The organism is Nocardioides sp. YIM 152315 (assembly GCF_029210375.1).
Classification (GTDB): Bacteria; Actinomycetota; Actinomycetes; order Propionibacteriales; family Nocardioidaceae; genus Nocardioides.
In genome coordinates, this window is record NZ_JARGER010000048.1 from 84,425 (window position 1) to 98,146 (window position 13,722).

At 72.0% G+C, this 13,722-nt stretch carries 15 protein-coding genes and 3 tRNA genes; 8 read left to right on the top strand and 10 right to left on the bottom strand.

The window, feature by feature from the left end; translation table 11 throughout:
* Window positions 1-111: 111 nt before the first annotated feature.
* From PZ894_RS22765 to PZ894_RS22775, 3 genes are read right to left on the bottom strand one after another with little or no spacing between them, the layout of a single operon-like run.
* A complete protein-coding gene (locus PZ894_RS22765; protein ID WP_275748308.1) occupies window positions 112-1,158 on the bottom strand; it encodes an adenosine deaminase in 1,047 nt (348 codons plus the stop codon).
* 21 nt (window positions 1,159-1,179) lie between these two features.
* Entirely contained in the window at window positions 1,180-1,917 is a 738-nt protein-coding gene (locus PZ894_RS22770; RefSeq protein ID WP_275748309.1) for a thioredoxin domain-containing protein, read from the bottom strand.
* Window positions 1,917-2,390, bottom strand: a complete 474-nt coding sequence (locus tag PZ894_RS22775; protein ID WP_275748311.1) for a MauE/DoxX family redox-associated membrane protein — start codon at window positions 2,388-2,390, stop codon at window positions 1,917-1,919. The genes PZ894_RS22770 and PZ894_RS22775 overlap by 1 nt, the downstream gene beginning before the upstream one ends.
* A 100-nt stretch (window positions 2,391-2,490) precedes the next feature.
* On the opposite strand from PZ894_RS22775, the gene orn reads away from it, so the two are divergent.
* The 3 genes from orn to PZ894_RS22790 all read left to right on the top strand — a co-directional run bounded on the left by orn (window position 2,491) and on the right by PZ894_RS22790 (window position 4,216).
* Window positions 2,491-3,144, top strand: a complete 654-nt coding sequence (orn, locus tag PZ894_RS22780) for an oligoribonuclease (RefSeq protein WP_275748313.1) — start codon at window positions 2,491-2,493, stop codon at window positions 3,142-3,144.
* A 42-nt stretch (window positions 3,145-3,186) separates the two neighbouring features.
* A tRNA-His gene (locus tag PZ894_RS22785) sits at window positions 3,187-3,262 on the top strand.
* Window positions 3,263-3,355: 93 nt separating this feature from the next.
* Window positions 3,356-4,216, top strand: a complete 861-nt coding sequence (locus tag PZ894_RS22790) for a helix-turn-helix domain-containing GNAT family N-acetyltransferase (protein WP_275748314.1) — start codon at window positions 3,356-3,358, stop codon at window positions 4,214-4,216.
* A gap of 65 nt (window positions 4,217-4,281) precedes the next feature.
* Here the strand turns inward: PZ894_RS22790 and PZ894_RS22795 are convergent, their stop codons facing one another.
* Window positions 4,282-6,336, bottom strand: coding sequence for an ATP-binding protein (locus PZ894_RS22795; RefSeq protein WP_275748315.1), 2,055 nt, complete (start codon window positions 6,334-6,336; stop codon window positions 4,282-4,284).
* Window positions 6,337-6,425: 89 nt separating this feature from the next.
* Here PZ894_RS22795 and PZ894_RS22800 point away from each other — a divergent pair, with 89 nt between their 5' ends.
* The 3 genes from PZ894_RS22800 to PZ894_RS22810 all read left to right on the top strand — a co-directional run bounded on the left by PZ894_RS22800 (window position 6,426) and on the right by PZ894_RS22810 (window position 9,727).
* On the top strand, window positions 6,426-7,997 hold the full coding sequence (locus tag PZ894_RS22800; RefSeq protein ID WP_275748316.1) for an NAD(P)/FAD-dependent oxidoreductase: 1,572 nt from the start codon (window positions 6,426-6,428) through the stop codon (window positions 7,995-7,997).
* A gap of 86 nt (window positions 7,998-8,083) precedes the next feature.
* Window positions 8,084-8,156 (top strand) — tRNA-Lys (locus PZ894_RS22805).
* 80 nt (window positions 8,157-8,236) lie between these two features.
* On the top strand, window positions 8,237-9,727 hold the full coding sequence (locus PZ894_RS22810; RefSeq protein ID WP_275748317.1) for an FAD-dependent oxidoreductase: 1,491 nt from the start codon (window positions 8,237-8,239) through the stop codon (window positions 9,725-9,727).
* A gap of 46 nt (window positions 9,728-9,773) precedes the next feature.
* On the opposite strand, the gene PZ894_RS22815 is transcribed toward PZ894_RS22810, so the two are convergent.
* From PZ894_RS22815 to PZ894_RS22840, 6 genes are all read right to left on the bottom strand, one after another.
* The gene (locus tag PZ894_RS22815) at window positions 9,774-10,073 is read right to left on the bottom strand and encodes a co-chaperone GroES (RefSeq protein ID WP_275748399.1); all 300 of its coding nucleotides are present in this window, start codon (window positions 10,071-10,073) and stop codon (window positions 9,774-9,776) included.
* A gap of 38 nt (window positions 10,074-10,111) precedes the next feature.
* Complete coding sequence (locus tag PZ894_RS22820; protein ID WP_275748318.1) at window positions 10,112-10,366, bottom strand: DUF3618 domain-containing protein; 255 nt, start codon at window positions 10,364-10,366, stop codon at window positions 10,112-10,114.
* Between the two features lie 68 nt (window positions 10,367-10,434).
* Entirely contained in the window at window positions 10,435-11,184 is a 750-nt protein-coding gene (locus PZ894_RS22825) for an ABC transporter ATP-binding protein (protein WP_275748320.1), read from the bottom strand.
* Entirely contained in the window at window positions 11,181-11,849 is a 669-nt protein-coding gene (gene cbiQ / locus PZ894_RS22830) for a cobalt ECF transporter T component CbiQ (protein WP_275748321.1), read from the bottom strand. Before cbiQ ends, PZ894_RS22825 begins: the two co-directional genes overlap by 4 nt.
* Window positions 11,849-12,193: a PDGLE domain-containing protein gene (locus PZ894_RS22835; RefSeq protein ID WP_275748322.1), complete on the bottom strand. Its 345-nt coding sequence runs from the start codon at window positions 12,191-12,193 to the stop codon at window positions 11,849-11,851. The genes cbiQ and PZ894_RS22835 overlap by 1 nt, the downstream gene beginning before the upstream one ends.
* Complete coding sequence (locus PZ894_RS22840; protein WP_275748324.1) at window positions 12,190-12,897, bottom strand: energy-coupling factor ABC transporter permease; 708 nt, start codon at window positions 12,895-12,897, stop codon at window positions 12,190-12,192. Before PZ894_RS22840 ends, PZ894_RS22835 begins: the two co-directional genes overlap by 4 nt.
* Before the next feature lie 90 nt (window positions 12,898-12,987).
* Between PZ894_RS22840 and bcp the strand changes: the two genes are divergently transcribed.
* Both bcp and PZ894_RS22850 read left to right on the top strand, forming a co-directional pair.
* Window positions 12,988-13,479 (top strand): thioredoxin-dependent thiol peroxidase, encoded by a 492-nt coding sequence (gene bcp / locus PZ894_RS22845; RefSeq protein WP_275748325.1) that lies wholly within the window; start codon window positions 12,988-12,990, stop codon window positions 13,477-13,479.
* Between the two features lie 36 nt (window positions 13,480-13,515).
* Window positions 13,516-13,597 (top strand) — tRNA-Leu (locus tag PZ894_RS22850).
* Window positions 13,598-13,722 lie beyond the last annotated feature (125 nt).

Below are 13,722 nucleotides of genomic sequence, written 5' to 3' on the forward strand. Positions count from 1 at the left end.
CATTGTGACCGGTTCGACACGCGCGCCAATGCGCCCGATCCGGCGGCGCGCGCGATACAAAGGACGTGGCCCCGCTTGGTATGAGCTCGCGGGGCCTATTACTTGCCCGGCCTACCTGTCCGACCCGGCCGCGGACGCGACGTACTCGTCGATCTCGCCGAGGATCCGGTCCTTGACGGCGTCCTCCGCGAACGATGCGCGTACGGCGTTCCGCGCCAGGTCGGCGACGCCGGCCTCGTCGAGTCCGAGCAGGTCCGCGGCGATCTCATACTCCCGGCACAGCGTCGTGTTGAACATCGGCGGGTCGTCGGAGTTGACCGTGATCGTCACGCCCGCGTCGCGGAAGGCCCGGATCGGGTGCTCCTCCAGCCGGGTGACCGCGCGGGTGGCGACGTTGGAGGACGGGCACACCTCGAGCGCGACCCCGGTCTCGGCGAGATGGGCGAGCAGGGCGGGGTCCTGCGCGGACGACGTGCCGTGCCCGATCCGCTCGGCCCCCAGGAGTCGCAGCGCGTCCCAGACCGTCTCGGGCCCGGTCGTCTCGCCGGCGTGCGGCACGCTGTGCAGTCCGGCCGCCCGCGCGGCGTCGAAGTGCGGCTGGAACTGCGGCCTCGGCACTCCGATCTCGGGGCCGCCGAGCCCGAAGCCGACGAGGGCGTCGGTGCGGTGGTCGAGGGCGTAGGACAGCGTCGCGTCCGCCGACGGCAGCCCGGCCTCGCCGGGGATGTCGTAGATCCAGCGCAGCACCAGGCCGAAGTCGCGCTCGACGGAGACTCTCGCGTCCTCGATCGCCTCGGTGTAGGCCTCGATCGGCATGCCGAGGTCGGCGGCGTCGGGTCGCACGGAGGTGTACGGCGTGCAGGTGAGCTCGGCGTACCGCAGCCCCTGCCCGGTCGCCATCTCGCGTCCGATCTCGTGGGTCAGGTAGCGCACGTCCTCGGGGGTGCGGATCAGCCCGACCACCGCGAGGTAGACCTCGATGAAGTGCGCGAAGTCGCGGAACTCGAAGAACCGGCGCATCTCGTCGGGATCGCTCGGGACCGTCCCGGGGTGCCGCTCGGCCAGCTCCGAGACGATCCGCGGCGAGGCGGAGCCGACGTGGTGGACGTGCAGCTCGGCCTTCGGCAGTCGGGCGATGAAGTCGGCGAGGTTGGTCATCGCCGGATCATCGCAGGTGCCTCAGGAGACCCGCTCGACCAGGGCGGAGCCCAGGTCCTCGGCGGTCCGACCCTCCTGGAAGACCTCGCCGTTGAGCAGCACGGTCGGCGTGCTGTTCACGCCCGCCTCGGTCGCGGCGCTGGTGGCCCGGTCGACCCAGTCGCTGCCCTCGTCGCCCTCGATCGCCGCACGCACGGCGGCGTCGTCGGCGCCCGCCTCGACGGCGAGGTCGGCGAGCTCGGAGCTCTCGGGGAACGGACCGCGCTCACTCGGCTGGTTCTCGAAGAGCAGGTCGTGGAACTCCTTGGCGACCTCCGGGCCGGACTCCTCCAGCACGATCGAGAACGCGCCGCTCGCGCGGACGGAGTAGCTCGTGTCGTCGTCGCCGCCGAGCAGGTTGAAGGGGCGGTACTCGACCTGGACCTCTCCGTCACCGGCCAGCCTGGCGAGGTCGTCGCGCGTCGTCCGCTCGAGCTCCCCGCAGTAGGGGCACAGGAAGTCCTCGTAGATCACGATCTTGTTCGGGGCGTCGCCCGGACCGATGGTCAGTCCGAACTCGCTGCCCGCGGCCGGCGCGTCGACGTCCTTGGTGGTGTCGAGGCTGCGCGACAGCAGCCACCCCGCCAGCACGATGACGACGATGCCGGCGATGACGCCGCCGACCATCAGGTTCCGTCGGCGGCGCTCCTGCCGCTGCTGCTCCGCGAGGGCGGCGGCGGCCCGGGCGGCACGGTCGTTGGCGCGGTTCTTCTTCGACATCAGGATCCTTCGGACAACGAGGTACGGCGGAACAGGAGAGCGTCCAGCGAGAGCCGGGTCGACGGCAGCCAGGCGACGAAGACCGACGCGGCGAGCAGGAGCACGTCGCGCGCGATCTCCCACGGATACTGCGATGCGGCGTCCGGGTCGGCACCACCCCCGCCGAAGCACCCGCAGTCGATGTTGATGCCGCGGGCCCAGACCGAGGCGATGCCGACGATGAACGCCACGAACAACAGGGCGGAGATGGCGGCGGCTCCGCGGGTGAGCAGGCCGACGACGAGCATCACCCCGACGACGATCTCGATCACGGGGAGGAGCTGTCCGACCGGCGTCGCCAGGTCGCCCGGCAACAGCTGGTAGGCGCGGACCGCGGCGACGCTCTGGGCCGGGTCCGGGAGCTTGAGCGCCCCGGCGACGATCCAGACGACGCCGACCACCACGCGCAGCAGCAGGCCGAGCCATCCCCTCACGTCCTCGACCCTAGGGCCTGCTCCTGAGCCGGATCTGAGAGGCGAAGGTCCACTTCGCCGGATCACAGGTCCCTCCTGCCTCAGCGTAGGGTGACGTCTCGTGAACGACCGACTCGTCTGGATCGACTGCGAGATGACCGGGCTCGACCTCGGCCCCGATGCGCTCATCGAGCTCGCCGTGCTCGTCACCGACTTCGAGCTCAACGTGCTCGGCCAGGGTGTCGACATCGTCATCAAGCCACCCTCCGAGGCGATCGACCAGATGGGCGACTTCGTGCGCGACATGCACGACAGGTCCGGGCTGCTCCGTGAGCTGGACTTCGGCGTCACGCTCGACGAGGCGGAGGAGCGGGCGCTGGCCTACATCAAGGAGCACTGTCCCGAGGGCAGTCGTCCGCCGCTGGCCGGCAACACCGTGGCCACCGACCGGGCGTTCCTGGCCCGGGACATGCCGGCGCTGGAGACGTTCCTCCACTACCGGATCGTCGACGTCTCCTCGATCAAGGAGCTCTCGCGACGGTGGTACCCCCGGGCCTACTTCCAGGCCCCCGCCAAGGGCGGCAACCACCGGGCGCTCGCGGACATCCAGGAGAGCATCGAGGAGCTGCGCTACTACCGGGACGCCGTCTTCGTGCCGCCGCCCGGGCCGGAGAGCGAGGTCGCCCGGGCGATCGCGCTCCGCCACGGCGGCGCGCTCACCGGCTTCAGCGGTGCGGAGTCCCCGACCGAGACCGATTCCACGAACGCCGACTGATTCCTCTACACTTTCCGACGGCCCGGGATCCCCGGGCCCATGGTGGGTGTAGCTCAGCTGGTAGAGCACCTGGTTGTGGTCCAGGTGGCCGCGGGTTCAAGTCCCGTCACTCACCCCAGACTCTCGGAGCCCCGGTCGTACGACGGCCGGGGCTCGAGTCATTTCGTCGCCAGCCGTCGACACCCGAGATATCTCTGACTAAGGTCAGAGAATGGACGACACGGCGATGCTGCGCCGCTTCAACCGCACCTACACCCAGCGCATCGGCGTGCTGGAGGAGTCGTTCCTCGGCACCGGACGGCCGTTGGGTGTCTCCCGGCTGCTGTTCGAGATCGGGCCGGACGGGGCCGGGGTGCGCGAGCTGCGCGACCGGCTCGGGCTCGACTCCGGCTACCTGACCAGGTTGCTGCGCCGCCTCGACCGCGACGGCCTGGTCCGGGTGGCCGAGGACCCCGCGGACCGCCGGCGGCGGCTGGCGACGCTCACGGCCACCGGCCGGCGGGCCTGGCGAGAGCTCGACCAGCGGTCCGAGGAGCTCGCGGAGCGGCTGGTGGCGCCGCTGACGGCGCGGCAGCGGGCTCGTCTCACCGACGCGCTGGCGACGGCGGACCTGCTCGTGCGGGCCGCGACCATCGAGCTGCGCGAGGTGCCTCCGACGGACCCGACCGCGGTGGCGGCGGCCGGCCGCTACTTCGCGGAGCTCGACCGACGCTTCCCCGGTGGCTTCGACCCGGGCCGGCCCGACCACGCGGGCACCTTCCTGCTCGCGACCAGCGACGGCCGACCGGTGGCGTACGGCGGCGTCCGCGAGCTCGACGACGACCTGCTGGGAGTCGCCGAGATCAAGCGGATGTGGGTCGACGAGGCCTGGCGCGGCGCGGGCCTGGGTGCGCGGATGCTGCGCGAGCTCGAGGCATTGGCCCGCCGGCTCGGCCACGACCGGGTCGTCCTCGACACCAACGGCACCCTGACCGAGGCGATCGCGATGTACGCGCGCGCCGGCTACCGCCCGATCGCCCGCTACAACGACAACCCGTACGCCGAGGCCTGGTTCGAGAAGGACCTGTCCTAGACGACTCACCCAAGGGCTCGCACGCTGCGCGACGCTCGCCGGCACGACCCCTGGGAACAACTCGTCTAGGCGGGGACGAGGATCGGCAGCCGCACCCGGAAGGTGGTGCCTGCGCCGGGCTCGGACTCCACGGACATCGAGCCGCCGTGCTGCTCGACGATCGCGTGCGCGATCGACAGGCCGAGCCCGCTGCCCGGGATCGCCCGCTCCTGCGCGAGGGAGGAGCGGAAGAACCTGCTGAACAGCCGGTCCTGCTCGTGCGACGGGATCCCGATGCCGGTGTCCGCGACCTCGACGTCCACGGTCTCGGAGCCGACCCGCAGGCGCACGTCGACGCGCCCCTCCTCCGGCGTGAACTTCACGGCGTTGCCGACGAGGTTGATCACCACCCGCTCCAGCATGTCGCGATCACCGAGGAACGGCACCGGCTCGTCGGGGAGATCGACCTCGAGCACGAGCTCGCGCTTCTCCAGGGACGGGGCGACGACGGCGCAGGCGGCGGCCACCACCTTGCGCAGGTCGACGAGCCGGTCGGCCGTCCCGAGACCGCCCTCCTGGAGCCGGGAGAGCGTGAGCAGGTCGTCGATCAGCGACAGCAACCGCGAGCTGTTGGACGCGACCCGCCGGACGGCGGCGAGCTGCGCGGACTCGAGCTCGCCGTACTCCCCGTCCTGCAGCATCTCCAGGTAGCCGAGGATGCTGGTGATCGGCGTCCGCAGCTCGTGGCTTACGCTCGACACGAACGCGTCCTTGACCTGGTCGACCTCGCGGAGCCGCTCGACGGCCTGGCGCTCGGTCTCGAGCGCCTCGACGAGCCGGCCCTCGGCCTCGACGCGCTCGGTGATGTCCTCCGACGTGCTGACATAGCCGATCGTCGCGCCCCGGTCGTCGACCACCCGGTTGAGGGACATCGAGTGGTTGCGCACCTGACCGTCCTTGCGGACGAACTTCATGTCGGTCGGGCCGTAGCCGATGAGGGCGCCGGCGACGGTCGTGAAGTCGTCGGGGATCCCCAGCTCGGCGGCCTTCTCGGCGACGCCGTCGGCGTCGTGGAAGATCCGGGTCGGCAGCCCGTCGACCTCGTCGGCCGTGTAGCCGAGCAGCCGCTCCGCGCCGGGGTTGAAGAGCGTGACGCGGCCGAGCTCGTCGGTGCCGATGATCGCCACACCCTTGATGCCGTTGACGATCCGCTGCACCTTGTCGCGCTCGGCCGCGGTCTGGCGCGCGTTCTCGAGCTGCTCACCCACGCTGAGCACGAACGGGACGACGACCAGCGCGGAGGCGATGATGAAGGCGGCCAGCAGGACGCCCTGGACGTCGACGGGCAGGTCGTAGCGAGCGTCGACCTGCGCGAAGGGTCCGTGGTGGCGGGTCGTCAGCGCGATGGCGATCCCGAGCACGGTGAAGAGCTGCGCGATCGCCTCGTACGCGCCGCTGCGCATCGCACCCCACGCGAGCAGCGGCACCAGGAGGAACACCATCGCCGGAGAGTCGTCGAGCATGAAGACGACCGGTGTGACCGTGACGATCAGGATCCACTGCGCGAGCCGCTCGACGGTCCCGGCGAGCCCGCGGTGCGGCCGAAGCCGGCAGAAGAACGGCGTCACCGAGAGCTGCGACCCGAGGCTCGGCGTGCCGACGGCCAGCGCCAGAAGCCACGCGTCGCCCCAACCGGTCGCGAGGCTCGTGACGAGGGTCGCGACGACGACCACGAGCGCACCTGCGGTCGACGCGACGATGTAGCGAGCCAGGTCGGTGTTCGTGTAGAGCTCCGGCCGCCGGCGTACGCCGCCGGTCAGGATCCGCCACACGACCCAGGTCTCCGCCGTGATGCCGGCCGCGAGCCCCAGGGCGACCTCCGGCGGCCGACCGGTCCAGATCGTCAGGAACGCGATCGCCATCACGAGGGCCAGCACGACCGGCGTGGTCGGCCGACGGGACACCAACAGGGTCGAGGACGCGAGCGCGACCGGCCAGACGCCGATCGCGTAGCCGTCCTCGGGTGCGCCGTAGACGGCGAGCAGGCCGAAGAACGCGGTGAGCGCCAGCATGCCGAAGGCGGGCAGCAGCGACGGCTTCGGCGTCACCCCCACCTCGGAGATCTCGTGCAAGGTCGACATGTCGGGGCTGATCCTCTCGCGACTCGGCGGGATGTGCGGGCAAATCGCCGGTGCTCGGGCGGACGACCTTCATGGCCTAGGTTGGGCGGATGAGCGCACAGCGGAGGGCGTACGACGTCGTGGTCGTCGGCGCCGGACACAACGGGCTGGTCGCGGCGGCGTACCTGGCGCGGGCCGGGCTCTCGGTCCTCGTCCTGGAGCGCCTCGACCACACCGGCGGCGCCGCGGTCTCGGCGCGCGCGTTCTCCGGGCACCCCGCGCGGCTGTCGCGCTACTCCTACCTGGTCTCCCTCATGCCCCAGCGGCTGATCGCCGACCTCGGCCTCGACCTGCGACTCGCCTCACGATCGGTGGCGTCGTTCACCCCGACGGTCCGCGACGGCCGGCCGGGGGGCCTGCTCGTCGAGCGGCCGGAGGGCGCGCGCACCGCGGAGTCGTTCCGCCGGCTGACCGGAGGCTCGGTCGAGCACGAGGCCTGGGACCGCTTCTACGCCGAGGTCGGCGAGCTCGCCGCCGTCGTCGCCCCGACCCTGCTGGAGCCGCTCCCGCTCGAGAGGGAGGTCCGTGACCAGGTCACCCCCGGGATCTGGCGTGACTTCGTGACCACGCCCCTCGGCGAGACGATCGAGGCCCGGTTCGCCGACGACACGGTGCGCGGCGTGGTCGCGACCGACGCCCTGATCGGCACGTTCGCGTCGCTGCGAGACCCCTCGCTGGTGCAGAACCGCTGCTTCCTCTACCACCTCGTCGGCAACGGCACCGGCGAGTGGCGGGTCCCGGTCGGCGGGATGGGCTCGGTCACCGACGCGCTGACGCGGGCGGCGATCGACGCGGGCGCCGAGATCCTGACCACGGCCGGGGTCAGCGGGATCCACGCCGGCGACGGCGGGGCCGAGGTGGGCTGGGACGACGCAGACGGCCCGCACCGGGTGGAGGCCCGCCACGTGCTCTCCAACGTCGCCCCGTGGGTGCTCCGCATCCTGCTCGGCGAGGGCGAGGACCCGGCGAGCAAGCCCGTCGGCTCCCAGCTGAAGATCAACATGCTGCTCGAGCGGCTCCCGCGGCTGCGCTCGGGGGTCGACCCCGAGGTCGCCTTCGCCGGCACCCTCCACCTCGCGGAGGACTACAGCCAGCTCGAGGCGGCGTACGACGACGCGGCCGCCGGCCGGGTCCCCGCCGTCCTGCCCGGCGAGATCTACTGCCACTCGCTCACCGATCCCTCGATCCTCGGGGACGCGGCGGCGGGCACGCACACGCTCACCTACTTCGGGGTCCACACGCCCGCGCACCTGTTCGACGCCGATCCCGTGGCAGCGAAGGACCTCGCCGTACGCCGCGCGATCGAGTCGCTCGACCAGCACCTCGTCGACCCGATCGAGTCCTGCCTGGCCACCGACGCCTACGGCCGGCCCTGCCTCGAGGCGAAGATCCCCCAGGACATCGAGCGCGACCTCGCGATGCCCGGCGGACACATCTTCCACGGCGACCTCGACTGGCCGTGGGCGCCCCACCGCACCCGGCTCGACACGCCCGCCCAGCAGTGGGGCGTGCAGACCGACGTCGACTCCGTGCTCGTGTGCGGCTCCGGATCGAGGCGGGGCGGCGCCGTCTCCGGGCTCGGTGGACACTCCGCAGCACAGGCCGTCCTCGCGTCGATCTGACACCGTCCGCCAGGGACGCCCGCCGATTTTTTTCGAGGGTTCCGCGCTGGTAGAGTTCACGTCGCTCCCGGGCGACCAGGGGCAGGGCGCCATTAGCTCAATTGGCAGAGCAGCTGACTCTTAATCAGCGGGTTCGGGGTTCGAGTCCCTGATGGCGTACGGAGAGCCCGGCAGACCACGTCTGCCGGGTTTCGTCGTTGCAGCAGCATGACCGCCCACCTCGGGGGAACTGCTCGGGCATGGTGCTGAGATCCGTCTGGTGGGACCGCAACGAGCTACCCGAGGTCGAGCCCGGACGGCTCAGCGGCGAGTGGGACGTCATCGTCGTGGGCGCCGGGATCACGGGCGTGACCACCGCGGCGCTGCTGGCGCGCGCCGGGCGCTCGGTCGCGCTCGTCGAGGCGCGACGCGTCGGCTCGGGCACCACGGGCGGCAGCACCGCCAAGGTCAGCATCCAGCAGGGCACCCACTTCTCCCGGATCGCCCGGCGCCACAGGCCGTCGGTGCTGCGGTCCTACGCCGAGGCCAATCGCGAGGGCCTCGCCTGGCTCGACCGGTTCTGTCGCGAGCACGACGTCGCGTGCGAGGCCCGGACGTCCTACACCTATGCGACCACCGCCAAGGGACGGCGCTCCGTCCGCGCCGAGCTCGACGCCCTCCACGCAGGGGGCGTGGCCGAGGCCGCATGGACCGACGGCCCGCCGCTCCCCTTCCAGACGACCGGCGCCGTGCTCCTCCCCGACCAGCGCCAGGTCGACCCGGTCGCGCTCGTGGCCGCCCTGGCCGCGGACGCACGGCGACACGGCGCCGTCGTGATCGAAGGCGACCGGGTCCGCCGCGTCCACGGGCGGCACCCCGTCCGGGTCCGGACCGAGCACGGCGGCGCGAGCGCGCGGACGGTCGTCGTGGCGACCAACATGCCCATCCTCGACCGCGGCGGGTTCTTCGCCCGGGCGACCCCGCAGCGGTCGTACTCGATCGCCTTCCGCACGGACCGGCCGGCCGTCGACGGCATGTTCCTGTCGGCCGACGGCCCGACCCGGTCCCTGCGCGACGCCGACGGGGGCCGGCTGCTCCTGGTCGGCGGTGACGGGCACCGCACGGGTGCGGCCACCTCCGAGCAGCAGCACCTCGAGTCGCTGCGCGCCTGGACCCACGAGCACTTCCCCGGCGCCGAGGAGACCCGGGCCTGGTCGGCCCAGGACTACGCGCCGGCCTCGGGCCTGCCGTACGTCGGCCCGCTGCTGCCCGGCGCCGAGCACCTGCTCGTCGCGGGCGGCTACTCCAAATGGGGCTTCACCAACGGGGTGGCCGCCGCGCTGGCCGTCGCCGGACGGTTGCTCGACGGCCACCAGCCGTGGGCGAGCGTCTTCGACCCGTGGGCGACCCGCCGGCTCACCGGCCTCCCGGGAGCCGCGCTGGCCAACGGCGAGGTCGGCCTCGAGATGGCCGGCGGCTGGCTGCGTCCGCTGCGCCCACGACCAGGCTCCGGGCCGGCCGAGGGCGCGGGCCGGGTGCGCTACGACCGCCCGGGGCGGCCCACGGCGGCGGCCCGCGTCGACGGCGTCGAGCGCGACCTGTCGGCGGTCTGCACCCACTTGGGCGGCGTGGTCCGCTGGAACGACGCCGAGCACAGCTGGGACTGCCCGCTCCACGGCTCCCGGTTCGACGCCGACGGCGCGGTCCTCGAGGGTCCCGCGACCTGCGGGCTGCGGCGGCAACGGTCGTGACGCCGCCGGGCGCCGCGACGTGCGCCGCGACGTGCGCCGGCCCGGGCTACAGGTAGAGCCCGGTCGCCTCGTCGCCGACGCGCTCGGCGGCGACGGCGTGGACGTCGCGCTCGCGCATCACGACGTACAGCTCGCCGTGCACCTCGACCTCGGCCTTGTCGTCGGCGTCGAAGAGCACCCGGTCGCCGACCTCGACGGCACGGGCGTGCGGTCCGACGGCGACGACCCTCGACCAGGCGAGCCGGCGGGCGCCCATCGCGGCCGTGGCCGGGATGACGATGCCGCCGGAGGAGCGGCGCTCGCCGGAATCCTTGTCGAGCTCGACGAGGATCCGGTCGTGCAGCATCTTGATCGGGGTCTTGCTGGTCACCTGCACATCACCGGTCAGCTGACGACCTTCCGGACGACCACGAACAGCGCCACGACCCCGACCACGCCGCCGGCGACCGCGAGGATGTTGCCGGTGCGGGGCTGACCGGTGCGCGTGTCGACGAAGTGCGCCTTGATGCTGCTCACCTCGCGGCTCACGATGGTCTTCGGGTGCGCGCGGTAGAGGAGCTGGTCGATCGTCGTCGCCAGGCGCTCCCTGGTCTGCTCGATCTCGTGCTCGAGCGCGGACAGCTGCTGGTCCTGGCCCACCTGGTCTCCTCAAGTCCTGACGGCGTCGTGCGTCGCGTGGAAACGCTACCAACCAGCAGGTACCCGCACTACGGGCGGGGCATCGCGGTGCGCGGGTCGAACCCGAACGGCAGCTCCAGCCGGTGCGCGCGCATCAGCGCGTCGTCGGTGAGCACGTCGTACGTCGTGCCGTCGGCCACGACCGTCCCGCCACTGAGCACCACGGAGCGCGGACAGAGCTCGAGGGCGTACGGGAGGTCGTGGGTGACCATCAGGACGGTCACGTCGAGCGAGCGCACGATGTCGGCCAGCTCGCGGCGCGAGGCCGGGTCGAGGTTGGACGACGGCTCGTCGAGCACGAGGATCTCGGGCTCCATCGCGAGCACCGTCGCCACGGCGACCCGGCGCCGCTGACCGAACGAGAGGTGGTGCGGCGGGCGGTCGACGTACTCCTCCATGCCGACCTGCTCCAGCGCGCTCATCACCCGGCGGTCCAGCTCGGCGCCCGCGACGCCGAGGTTGCTCGGCCCGAACGCGACGTCGGCGCGGACCGTGCCCATGAAGAGCTGGTCGTCGGGGTCCTGGAAGACGACGCCGACCCGGCGCCGGATCTCGGGGAGGTTCGCCTTCTCGACCGGCAGGCCGCTGACCGCGACACTCCCCGCGCCCGCGGCGAGGATGCCGTTGAGGTGCAGCACGAGCGTGGTCTTGCCGGCGCCGTTGGGGCCGAGCAGCGCGACCCGCTCGCCACGATGGACGTGCAGGTCGACGCCGAAGAGCGCCTGGTGGCCGTCGGGGTAGGCGTAGGCCAGGCCGTGGACGTCGAGGACGGGAGTCACCGCGGCATTCTCCCGGTGTAGCCCCGGGAGAGCATCGCCAGGTGCACTCGCTCACCGCGCTCGTAGGACCGGATGAACAGCGCACCCGCCGAGCGCGCGAGCACCGGCCAGTGCCTGGGGTTGCGGGCGGAGAAGCCGCGCGACTCCCGAGCGACCTTCATCCGCCTCATCTCGTCGGTGACGACGTCGAGGTAGCGGACCATGAACGCCATGATCTGCACGAGCTGCTGCGGCAGCCGCAGCCGCTCGAGCCCGACGAGCAGGTCCTGGGGCTCGGTGGTCGCCGCGAGAGTGAGGCTGGCGAGCACGCCGAGCGTGCCCTTGACCAGCAACGCGATGCCGGCCTCGAGGCCGTGCTGGCTGACGCTGACGCCGAGCACCTCGGTCTGCGGCCCGGTGGCGACGAACGGCAGCAGCACCGCGAAGAGGACGAACGGCACCTCGACGACCGTGCGCTTGAGCAGGTACGTCGGGGGCACGCGGCTCACCCCGACCACGACGATCAGCGCGGCGAGGTAGACCGCGAACGCGGCGTACCAGTCCCGCGGCGTCGCCACCACCACGAGCATGAACCCCAGCAGCGCGAGGACCTTCAGGTGCGCCGGGGCGCGGTGGACCGGCGAGTGACCGTGGAAGTGCAGCGTGTGGCCGTGACCGGCGCCCATCAGTCCACCGGCTCGTGCTCCCGGTCGGTCGACCTGTCGGACGCAGGCGTCCGCCGGCGCACGACGTAGACGAGCCCGGCACCGAGCGCCAGCACGACGACGACTCCCACCACGCCGGCGAGCCCGCCGGAGAGGCGCTCGTTGCCCACGTCCTTGGTGGCGTATCCCGCGAACGGGCTGTCCTTCGACCCGTGCGCGGTCTCGGTGTCGGCGAAGCCCTTGTCCTCGGAGACCTTCGTCAGGCCGTCGGGTGATCCGGACGCGTAGAAGCTGACGATGCCGGCGAGGACGAGCGCGGCGACACCGACGCCGACGAGGACCCACTTGGTCGGCACGTTCTTCATGCGGAGGCTCCCGTCGTCTTCGTCGCGGTGCTGCGGATCTCGAGCTCGCGGCGCGCCAGGATCGGGCGGGCGCCGTACACCAGGTCGGGGCGCACGGCGAGGATGGCACCGACGGCGAGGAAGGTGATGATCCCCTCGCCGATGCCGATGAGCACGTGCACGCCGACCATCGCGGTCGCCAGCGTGTCGAGCGGGATGTCGGCGGTGCCGCCCGCGGCGTACAGCAGCACGAAGAGCAGCGACGCCACCGGGACCGAGACGAACGCGCCGATGCCGGCCTGGATCGCCGTCAGCGAGAGCCGCTTGGGCATCACGAGCTGGAGACCCTTGAAGACCAGCCAGCCGACGGCGACGGTCGTGATGCCCATCAGGGTGATGTTGGTGCCGAGCGCCGTGATGCCACCGTCGGCGAAGAGCAGGCACTGCACGATGAAGACGACGCTCAGGCAGAGCAGGCCCGTCCACGGACCGACCAGCACGGCCGCGAGCGCGCCGCCCATCAGGTGGCCGCTGGTGCCGGCGCCGACGGGGAAGTTGAGCATCTGCACGGCGAACACGAAGGCGGCGACCAGCCCGGCCATCGGGGCGGTGCGGTCGTCGAGCTCCTTGCGAGCCTTGACCAGCGCGACGCCGACCGCGGCCGCGGCGACCACGCCGGTCGCCACGGAGGTGGGTGCGTCGAGGAAGCCGTCGGGGACGTGCATGTGCGCTCCTGTCGGCGGGATAGGTTTGCGGGGCCGAGTTCGTGCCCAGCCTACGTTATTGCACATCGTTTGCGACAAGGAGTCCGCACCGTGACCGAGCGCCTCTCCCCCGGCGACACCGCCCCCGAGTTCACGCTGACCGACGACAGCGGCGCCGAGGTCGCCCTGGGCGACTTCCTCGGCCGCAAGGTGATCGTCTACTTCTACCCGGCGGCGATGACCCCCGGCTGCACCAAGCAGGCCTGCGACTTCACCGACACGCTCGACTCGTTCCGGACCGAGGGCTACGAGGTCGTCGGCATCTCGCCCGACAAGCCCGAGAAGCTCGCGAAGTTCCGGGCCCGCGACGGGCTCACGATCACCCTGCTGTCGGACCCGGACAAGACCGTGCTGAAGGAGTACGGCGCGTACGGCGAGAAGAAGCTCTACGGCAAGACCGTCGAAGGAGTCATCCGCTCGACGGTCGTCGTCGACGAGGACGGCAAGGTCTTCCTCGCGCAGTACAACGTCAAGGCCACCGGCCACGTCGCCAAGCTCCGCAAGGACCTCGAGCTCAACCTCGCCGACGAGGAGCCGCGCTGACTCCTCGGTCGGCGCGGAACTAGGCTGACGCTGCTCGCCGAAGTGGTGGAACAGGCAGACACGCGGCACTTAGGATGCCGTGCCTTCGGGCGTGGGGGTTCAAGTCCCCCCTTCGGCACCCGTCCGGACGCGGCGGGGTACGTCGCCGACGTCGGCCTGGCGGCTGCTCTCTTCTGCGCGGTCTCGCTCGTCACCGGATACGTCGTCCCGAAGGTCGCGGGCGTCCCGAAGTCACAGGCCGTC

Excerpts from the sequence above, each read along its gene's own strand:
- PZ894_RS22795 (WP_275748315.1), bottom strand. The coding sequence starts at position 6,336 with ATGTCGACCTTGCACGAGATCTCCGAGGTGGGGGTGACGCCGAAGCCG.
- PZ894_RS22790 (WP_275748314.1), top strand. The coding sequence starts at position 3,356 with ATGGACGACACGGCGATGCTGCGCCGCTTCAACCGCACCTACACCCAG.
- cbiQ (WP_275748321.1), bottom strand. The coding sequence starts at position 11,849 with ATGGGCGCCGGTCACGGCCACACGCTGCACTTCCACGGTCACTCGCCG.
- PZ894_RS22765 (WP_275748308.1), bottom strand. The coding sequence starts at position 1,158 with ATGACCAACCTCGCCGACTTCATCGCCCGACTGCCGAAGGCCGAGCTG.
- PZ894_RS22810 (WP_275748317.1), top strand. The coding sequence starts at position 8,237 with ATGGTGCTGAGATCCGTCTGGTGGGACCGCAACGAGCTACCCGAGGTC.
- PZ894_RS22815 (WP_275748399.1), bottom strand. The coding sequence starts at position 10,073 with ATGCTGCACGACCGGATCCTCGTCGAGCTCGACAAGGATTCCGGCGAG.
- PZ894_RS22835 (WP_275748322.1), bottom strand. The coding sequence starts at position 12,193 with ATGAAGAACGTGCCGACCAAGTGGGTCCTCGTCGGCGTCGGTGTCGCC.
- PZ894_RS22770 (WP_275748309.1), bottom strand. The coding sequence starts at position 1,917 with ATGTCGAAGAAGAACCGCGCCAACGACCGTGCCGCCCGGGCCGCCGCC.
- PZ894_RS22840 (WP_275748324.1), bottom strand. The coding sequence starts at position 12,897 with ATGCACGTCCCCGACGGCTTCCTCGACGCACCCACCTCCGTGGCGACC.
- PZ894_RS22800 (WP_275748316.1), top strand. The coding sequence starts at position 6,426 with ATGAGCGCACAGCGGAGGGCGTACGACGTCGTGGTCGTCGGCGCCGGA.